The sequence below is a fragment of the Actinosynnema sp. NPDC020468 genome (assembly GCF_040642015.1).
Lineage (GTDB): Bacteria > Actinomycetota > Actinomycetes > Mycobacteriales > Pseudonocardiaceae > Actinosynnema.
The window spans coordinates 82883-91406 of record NZ_JBFAEO010000034.1; the positions used below are offsets into that span (position 1 = coordinate 82883).

General features: G+C 73.5%; 8 protein-coding genes and 1 pseudogene. 5 read left to right on the top strand and 4 right to left on the bottom strand.

Annotated elements, in window-relative coordinates:
* Positions 1–39 precede the first annotated feature (39 nt).
* Positions 40–579, bottom strand: coding sequence for an HD domain-containing protein (locus AB0G50_RS23675; protein ID WP_360112239.1), 540 nt, complete (start codon positions 577–579; stop codon positions 40–42).
* A 112-nt stretch (positions 580–691) separates the two neighbouring features.
* On the bottom strand, positions 692–1159 hold the full coding sequence (locus AB0G50_RS23680; protein WP_360112241.1) for a general stress protein: 468 nt from the start codon (positions 1157–1159) through the stop codon (positions 692–694).
* Between the two features lie 186 nt (positions 1160–1345).
* On the opposite strand from AB0G50_RS23680, the gene AB0G50_RS23685 reads away from it, so the two are divergent.
* From AB0G50_RS23685 to AB0G50_RS23695, 3 genes are all read left to right on the top strand, one after another.
* Positions 1346–1726, top strand: coding sequence for an STAS domain-containing protein (locus AB0G50_RS23685; protein WP_360112243.1), 381 nt, complete (start codon positions 1346–1348; stop codon positions 1724–1726).
* 149 nt (positions 1727–1875) lie between these two features.
* A complete protein-coding gene (locus AB0G50_RS23690; protein WP_360112245.1) occupies positions 1876–2379 on the top strand; it encodes a SigE family RNA polymerase sigma factor in 504 nt (167 codons plus the stop codon).
* Positions 2376–3407: an LCP family protein gene (locus tag AB0G50_RS23695; protein WP_360112247.1), complete on the top strand. Its 1032-nt coding sequence runs from the start codon at positions 2376–2378 to the stop codon at positions 3405–3407. Before AB0G50_RS23690 ends, AB0G50_RS23695 begins: the two co-directional genes overlap by 4 nt.
* Positions 3408–3467: 60 nt before the next feature.
* Here the strand turns inward: AB0G50_RS23695 and AB0G50_RS23700 are convergent.
* Positions 3468–4446, bottom strand: a pseudogene (locus AB0G50_RS23700) (alpha/beta hydrolase).
* Positions 4447–4554: 108 nt separating this feature from the next.
* Positions 4555–5649 (bottom strand): PQQ-dependent sugar dehydrogenase, encoded by a 1095-nt coding sequence (locus AB0G50_RS23705; RefSeq protein WP_360112249.1) that lies wholly within the window; start codon positions 5647–5649, stop codon positions 4555–4557.
* 229 nt (positions 5650–5878) lie between these two features.
* On the opposite strand from AB0G50_RS23705, the gene AB0G50_RS23710 reads away from it, so the two are divergent.
* The gene (locus tag AB0G50_RS23710) at positions 5879–6691 is read left to right on the top strand and encodes a hypothetical protein (protein ID WP_360112251.1); all 813 of its coding nucleotides are present in this window, start codon (positions 5879–5881) and stop codon (positions 6689–6691) included.
* A complete protein-coding gene (locus AB0G50_RS23715) occupies positions 6691–8514 on the top strand; it encodes a hypothetical protein (protein ID WP_360112253.1) in 1824 nt (607 codons plus the stop codon). Before AB0G50_RS23710 ends, AB0G50_RS23715 begins: the two co-directional genes overlap by 1 nt.
* Positions 8515–8524: the final 10 nt, after the last annotated feature.

An 8524-nucleotide genomic window follows, 5' to 3' on the forward strand; every position in this document is an offset into this window, starting at 1 on the left:
CGAAGACGACGACGACACCGAAGAGGGTGACGACGAGCGCTAGACGGGCGCTCCCCGCAGCCGGTGCTCCACCCGGGTCGCGATGGCCACGATGTCGGGTTCGCGCAGGTGGTGCACGCGGGCGTTGGTCGAGTCCGGGCCGTGTCTGCCCAGCATGTCGGCGAGTCGGCGGCGCAGGGTGACTCGGTTGCCCCGCGTGTCCACGGTCTGGTCGGCGTAGGTGAGCGCGTCGGACAGCGCGGTGTGCTCGTGCGGGTAGCTGTTCAACTGCGCCGTCAACCCCAGCTGGGCCGCCACGAAGCGCGCGCCCGAGTGGTGCGCCACCAGCGCGCACAACCGCGCCGGCCAGCCGAGCAGGTCCAGGTGGCGCGCGCCGTCCAACGGGTGGAAACCGGTCCGCGCCAGGGCCGACGCGTACCCGATGTCGTGCAGCCACGCCGCCGGCACCAGCAGTTCGCGGTCCGCCTCGGGCACCGTCACGGCCAGCTCCGCCGCACGCCGCGCCACCGCCGCCGAGTGCGCGAACCGGTCACCGCACCCGGCCAGCACCCGCTCCGCCAACTCCGGAGCGTGACCCAAACCCCGAAACCACCCCACGTCCGATTACAGTGCCCACCTCAGGTGACCAACAGACGACTCTGAGTGAACACCGAGGCGACAACAAGCGGGGCCACCGGCGGAACGGGCCGACTCAGCCGGCCAACACCATCCGGGCCTCGTCGGACAGCTCGGGCGTCACCAGCACCTCGTAGCTGTCGGCCTGGAACGAGCCCACCGACGAGAAGTCCCGCCGACCACCGGTCAGCGCGTGCCCGACCGCGCCCATCACCGCCCCCAGGATCGCCCCGAACACCGCGCCGTACAGCGCCAGCAGCAACCCCGAGATCAGCGGGTTGCTCCACCCGAACAGGCCGAACAGCCAGCCGAACAGCACACCGACCACCGCGCCCGACAACGCCGACTGCCCGGCCGCGCCCAGCGTCGTCAACCGCCCGGTCACCAGTTCCACGCTGTTGAGCCCGCGACCGACGATCGCCACGTTCTCGACCGGGAACCCCCGGTCCGACAACCGGTCGACCGCGCGCTCGGCCGACTCGTAGTCCGGGTACGACCCGATCACCACCTCGGGGCGGGCGGCCCGGTGCCGGGGTGCGGTCATGGTTCCTCCTCGAGGTGCGGCGACGTCCTGCGCACGTCGCGTCCCGATCAGCCTGTGCGCCTCCGACCAGGAACGACAACCCTTCCGGCCGCACCCGTCCGGGTGAATCGGGAATTGGGTGGTCTACGCGCGGTACGAGTCGTCGGCGGTCGGATATTTTCGCGCGGGACAACCGCCTTGTGGGGGGTGGACGTGCAGAGGGGCTCCGACGGCGACGCGCCGGACCTGCGGCTCGCAGTGTCCTACCGGGACGACCACTGCGTGGCGCAGGTCGGCGGCGTGGTCGACGCGGCGACGACGTCACGCCTGGTCGCGGGCCTGGCCCACCCGATCGCGACCGGGGTCCGACTGCTCGTGGTCGACCTGTCCGAGGTGTCGGTGTTCGGCTCGGCCGGGGTGAGCGCCCTGATGTCGGTGCGCGCGATGGCCCGGGTCGACGGGTGCCGACTGCGCCTCGCGTGCTGCCCGCCCACGGTCGCACGGGTGGTCGCCCTCGCCGCGCTGCGCCCGTTCCGCTCGGTGGCCGAGGCCCTCGCGGCCCGCCCCGTGCCGCCACCCCGCGCCTGACCCCACCTCGTGCGCGGACCACCACGGCCGTGGTGGTCCACTACGTGCACGACCCCACACCCCAGGTGACCTGCGTCACAACGTTCAACAGGACGACGGCCGGCGGGGGTTTCCGGTGCGTGACCCTCAGTTCCCCGGAAGGGAGTGGCGTGGCCGACGGGTTCGAGCAGTTCGTCGCCGATCGTCTCGATCGACTGTTGCGCTACGCCACCGCGATCAGCTGCGACCGGTACCTGGCCCAGGACATCGTGCAGGACGTGCTGCTGCGCGCCCGCGACCGCTGGACCCGTATCTCCGCGATGGACGCCCCCTACCTCTACCTGCGGCGGATGGTGACCAACGAGTACCTGTCGTGGCGCCGACGCCGTGCCGCGCGCGAGGTGTCCGCCTCACGGCTGGTGCTGGACGACGTGATGCCCGCGGTCGCCGACCACGCCGAGCGCCACGCCGAACGGGACGCGATGCGCGCCCGGATCGCCGTGCTGCCCCGCCGGCAGCGCGCCGCCCTCGTGCTGCGCTACTACGAGGACAGCTCGGACGACGAGATCGCCGCCGTGCTCGGCTGCTCGGCCGGCACCGTCCGCAGCCACCTCTCCCGCGCGCTGACGACGTTGCGGGCCAACGAGAACATCACCGCGGAGGTGCTGCGATGACCGATCGGGACCGACTCATCCGCGAGGCCGTCGAGGCGGAGGCGGCGCAGGCCGTCGACTCCCGCGACGTGCTGGCCTCGCTGGACTCCCGGCGCGTCCGCCGCGGCCGACCGCTGACCCTGATCACCGCGGCCGCGCTCACCGCCGCCGCGGTCGCCGTGGTGGTGCCGCTGACCCTGGGCAACCAGCACGCCTCGACCGAGGCGGCGACGTCCTCGACCCAGGCCGCGCCCCTCGTCGCGTCGACCGTGCTGCTGGTCGGCCTGGACGACCTGGCGAACGCGGACGCCGTGGTGCTGGCCAAGGTCGCCGACTCCGGCGCGATCACCCTGGTCTCGGTGCCGCGCGACGCCTGGGTCGACGTACCCGGTCAGGGCACGGTCCGACTCGGCACCTCCTACGGCCTCGGCCGCCAGTCCGGTGGCGACGCGGCGGGCGCGAAGGCGCTCGTCGGCGCGGTGGAGAAGGTCACCGGGCAGCACGTCGACCACTACGCGACCGTGGACACGACCGCGTTCGGCCGGGTGGCCAACGCGATCGGCGGCGTGGACGTGTGCCTGAGCGGACCGGCGCGGGACGCGTTCTCCGGCGCCGACCTGCCCGCGGGCAGGCAAACCCTGACCGGACCGCAGGCCCTGGCGTTCCTGCGCCAGCGCCACGGGCTGCCGCGCGGCGACCTGGACCGGGTGACCCGCCAGCAGGTGTTCCTCGACGCCGTGGCGCGCAAGACCCGGACGCCCGCCGTGCTGGGCGACCCGGTCAAGGCCGCGGCGCTGTTCGAGGTGCTGCGCACCGAGGTCCGCACGGACCCGGGCTGGGACGCCGTCGCGTTCCTCACCGGCCTGCCGCGCGACACCCCGATCCGCACCGCCGTGATCCCGCTCGGCGAGGAGACCGAGGTCTCCGGGTCCGGCCGGGGCTACGCGGTCGACCCGGCCGAGGTCGCCCGGTTCATCACCGGCCTCGGCACCACCACGCCGACCACGCCACCCTCGTCGGGCGACAGCGCTCCCACCTGCGTCGCCTGACCCGCACCCGATCCGGGGGACGCGACCGCCCGCGTCCCCCGGATCGGGCACCGGCCGTGATCAGGCCTGGTCGCCGTGCAGCGCGTCGTGCAGGAAGTCGCCGGCCTGCCGCACGGCGGCCTTCGCGGCGTGCGTGTCGCGCAACGCGTCCAGCATCACGAAGTCGTGGATGACGCCCTGGTAGCGCACCGCCGTCGTCGGCACACCCGCCGCGCGCAGCCGGGCCGCGTACGCCTCGCCCTCGTCGCGCAGCACGTCCGCCTCGGCCACGACCACCAGTGCGGGCGGCAACCCGGCCAGTTCCTCCTCCGCCGCCCGCAACGGCGACGCGGTGCTCTCCGCGCGCCGCGCCGGATCGGTCGTGTACTGGTCCCAGAACCAGCGCATGCCCTCGCGGGACAGGAAGTAGCCCGCCTCGAACTGCCGGTAGGACGCGGTGTCGAACGACGCGTCGGTGACCGGGTAGAACAGCACCTGCGCGGCGAGCGCGGGTCCACCCCGCCGCCGGGCGAGCAGCGTCACGGCCGCGGTCATGTTGCCGCCGACCGAGTCGCCCGCCACCGCGATCCGGCTCGGGTCGAGGTCCCGGTCCGCGCCGCTCGCCGCGACCCACTCCAGCGCCGCGTAGACCTCCTCGATCGCGGTCGGGTACTTCGCCTCGGGCGAGAGGCTGTACTCCGGGAACACCACGGCCGCGCCGGCGCGCACGGCGAGTTCGCGGACCAGCCGGTCGTGGGGTGTGGGCGTTGCCGAACACCCAGCCCGCGCCGTGCGTGTAGAGCACCACCGGCAGCACGCCGGTCGCGCCCTTCGGGCGGACGATCCGGATCGGCACCTCGCCCGAGGGTCCGCCCGGGACCACCAGGTCGGTGATGTCGGCGTCGGGCCGGGGCACGCCCACGCCGGACTGCACGGCGTCGACTGCCTTGCGGCCCTCGACGGGGCCGAGGTCGTAGAGGAACGGCGGGGTGCTCGTGGCGGCCGCGAACTCGCGGGCGGCCGGTTCCAGCACGGGGGTCACGTCCGGGGTGTCCGACATGCCCGCCACCCTGCCCGCACCGCGGGCCCCGGCGCATCCCGTCGAACGGCGCGAACGGCCGGGCCGCGACCCGCGGCGAACGGGCCGGGCCCGGCCGGGTTGTCGCGGTCAGCGGACCCGGAGGATCTGGTTGTTCGAGTTGTCCGGGATGTTGTCGCGGTCGTTGCTGGTGGCGAGCCACAGGCTGTGGTCGGGCGCGCGTTCGACGGTGCGCAGCCGGCCGTAGGTGTTCTGGAACAGCACGGTCTGCGCGCCGACGGTGGTGCCGGTGATCGTCAACCGGTACAGCCGGGTGCCGCGCAGCGCCGCCACGTAGAGCTTGTCGCCCAGCACGGTGATGCCGCTCGGCGAGGCCTGGGACGTCGGCCAGGTGGTCTTCGGCGCGACGTAGCCGGCGCAGGTGCCGGTGGTGCCCTCGCACGCGGGCCAGCCGTAGTTGCCGCCCTTCTCGGACAGGTTCAGCTCGTCCATCGTGTTCTCGCCGAACTCGGACTGCCACAGCCGCCCGGCGCGGTCGAAGGCGAGGCCCTGGACGTTGCGGTGGCCGTAGGTCCACACGTACCGCGCGTTGCCGCCCTTGTCGTAGAACGGGTTGTCGGTCGGCGCGGAGCCGTCCGCGTTGAGCCGCAACACCTTGCCGCTCAGGCTGGTCACGTCCTGGGCGTTGGCGCGGACGAACGCGTCGCCGGTGCCCGCGTACAGCGTCCCGTCCGGACCGAACCGCAGCCGCCCGCCGTCGTGGTAGTTGTACCGGGGGATCCCGGTGAGCAGCGGCTGGATCGAGTCCGGCACGAGCTTGTCGTTCTCCACCTTCACCCGCACGACGCGGTTGTCCGCCTCGGTGGTGAAGTACAGGTACAGCCAGTGGTCCTTGACGAAGGTCGGCGACACCTCGAGGCCGAGCAGGCCGCCCTCGCCGTTGGTGCTCACCGCGCCGGGCACCACGCCCAGGTTGGTCTTGGTCCCGTCGGGACGCAGCCGGACCACGTCGTGCGTGTCCCGCCGGGTGTACACACCGGAGCCGTCGGGCAGGAACCCGAGACCCCACGGCAGGTCGGTGTCGGTGGCGATCGGTGTGGCCTGTTCCCGCCGCTGGGCCTGCGCGGGTGGGTCACCACCGGGCGCCGCGTGCGCGGGCAGGGTGGCCGCGGTGGTGGCGAGCAGGGCCAGGGCGGTCGCCCACCGCCGGGTCGGGGCTGTCACAGGAAGCCTCCACAGTCGTGTTCCGTGACCGGGCGGCGGCAGCCAGCCGTGGCGTGCAATCGTCACCGACCGTAGAACTACACTCGACCATCCGCAACCACGCGGCCGGCTCAGCGCCGTCCGACGTGCGATGACGTGGACAAATTCGGCTGGAGTTGGCCAAAAGTTGGCCTGGCGTTGGTGGTGTGAGGTTCCCTCGACCCTGGACCCGAGGGAGGGAACTGAGCACGTGGCTGACTTGACCGGGGCAGGGATCTTCGAGAGCTACAGCGGTTTCGTGCAGGCGCTCGACGGCGAGGCGCAGAGCGAAACCGAGAAGGTGCTGGACATCACCTTCGGCGCGTTGGACGCGGTCGCGTCGACCGCCGCGCTGGTGGTGGACCCGCTCGGCACGCTGCTGGCGGCCGGGATCGGGTGGCTGATCGAGCACGTCAGCTTCCTGCGGGAACCGCTGGACATGCTGATGGGCGACCGCGAGGCGATCCAGGCGCACGTCGAGGCGGTGAAGAACGACGCGAAGGCCATCCGGCAGGAGGCGACCGACCACCGCACCGCGATGGAGTCGTTCTCCGGCTGGGTGGGCGCCTCCGCCGACGCGTTCAAGGCGAGCATGGAACGGTACTCGGGCGAGTTGGACTCGCTGGCGGAGATGGTCGACGGCACGGCGCGGATCACCGCGGTGACCGGCACGCTGGTGATCATCCTGCGCGACATCGTCCGCGACCTGGTGGCCGGGCTGCTGGCGCAGCTGGTCAAGGGCGCGCTGATCGCGGCCGCCGCGGCGGTGTTCACGCTGGGCGCGTCGATCGCGGGCTTCATCGGGTTCGCGGTGGGCAGCGCCGTCGCGCTGGCGGTCAAGATCGGCGCGAAGATCGCCAAGCTGATCGCGGCGCTGGCCAGGCAGGGCGCGCGGCTCGGGAAGCTGGGCACCGCGATGGGCACGCTGGCCAAGAACTTCGAGCGGTTCGGCGACGTGGGCGGCATCGCGCACGAGGGCGCGAAGTCCGGTGGCGCGTACGGCGACTTCTACGGGGCGTCCTGATGGCGCGCACCAACAGCCCGTCGCCGACCCCGTCACCCACCGGCCCGACGCCCGGACCGACACCCGGTCCCGCGCCGGGGTCGACCACCGGGCCGGGCACCGGGCCCACCCCGCCGGCGGGCGACCCGTTCGCCGGGTCCACGGTCACCGGCGGCACCGGGTCGGGGATGCACCCGGGCGCCATGACCGGGGTGGCCCGGCACCTGGACGACGTCGGGAACTCGCTCACCACCACCGGGCGGTCGCTCGGCGGGCACCGGGCGAGCCCGTCGGACTACGGGGTGATCGGCGGCTCGTTCGCCGCGCCGCTGAACACCACGATCGGGCAGAGCGCGGACGCCACGACGGCGGGCGGGCGCGGTGCGAACGGCGCGGCGCGCAACGTCCGCGACTCGCTGGAACACCTGCGCTCGGTGGACGACGGCATCGCGACCAACCTGGGCAGCATCCAACCGCCGACTCCGCCACCACCGCCGCCCGGCACGACCAACGGCGCGCCACCGCACCAGGACCACGGCGGCACTCAGGTGGCCCCGCCGCCGCAGGTGCCCACCAACGCACCGCCGCCACCACCACCGCCGCCACCGCCGAGCGGTGGCAACACCGTGCAGAGCCCACCTCCGGTGCACGGCACGCCGCCACCGCCTCCACCACCGCCACCGCCGGGCAGCGGCAACACGGTGCAGAGCCCGCCTCCGGTGCACGGCGCGCCGGACGCGCCGCCACCTCCACCACCACCGCCGGGGACGACGAACACCAGCGGCGTCCCGGTGCCACCGCCGCCTCCGGGCACGACCACCACCAGCGGTGTCCCGGGCGGCAGCACCAACACCAGTGGCGCGCACGGAGCACCGCCGCCTCCGCCGCCCGGGTTCGGCGCGCCGGGCCCGAACCAGGGACCGCCGCCACCGCCGGGTCGTCCGCCGCTCGGCGGCCCGCCCGGTCGACCGCCGGCCGGCCCACCGCGGCCGCGCCCGCCGTTGCCGACCGCGCCGCTGTCCACCCCGCCGAACGCGACCCCGATGCCCCACGACGACAGCCGTCCGCTGGGCGACCGGGTGAACGACATCCGCACCCAGCTCGGGTTGACCCAACCGGTCGGCACGGTCGTGGTGCCGACGGGCAACGGGCCGGACGGGCGGCCGTACCGGCTCGACTCGCCGGTGTCGGACCTGCCGCCGGCCAACCGGCACGGGCTCACCCCCGGGCAGGAGGGCATGACGATCGGCGAGCTGATGGGCGTGCCGCCCGAGGTCATGCGGGACGACCCGGAGTTCGCGCAGAGCCCGGCGCGCGACACGCTCGACCAGAACGGCGGCGGCGGGTACGGCAGCGCCAACCGGGTGCTGATGCTCGACGACCGGCACAACGACAACGCGACGCTGTTCCACGAGCTGGGGCACGCCCGGCAGCACGAGGAGGGGTTCACCGGCCAGAACTCCCAGGTCACGTTGCTGGAGTTCCACAACGTGCTGACCAACGAGAACGCGTTCCACGGCGCGAACGGCAACAACCCCCGGCTGGACTACGTGCCGGTACAGGGCGAACGGCCCGCCACCACGTGGGACGGCCTGCGCACGTGGCTGGAGGGTGACGGCCGCCCGGTCAACGGGATCCGCCCGCTGGACGAGGCGCACCGGCAGCAGAGCCTGGCGCTGTACAGCCAGATCGAGCAGCTGACCGGTCCCGGCGGCCGGTACGCCGCCGACGGCGACCGGATCCGGGAGAACCTGATCAAGGAACTCTTCCGCGAGGTGGCCGTGGTGCACCGGGTCGAAGGTGCCACCCATTACGCCGATCCGGCGGTTGGACATGGGAAGTGAGAGTAGTTCG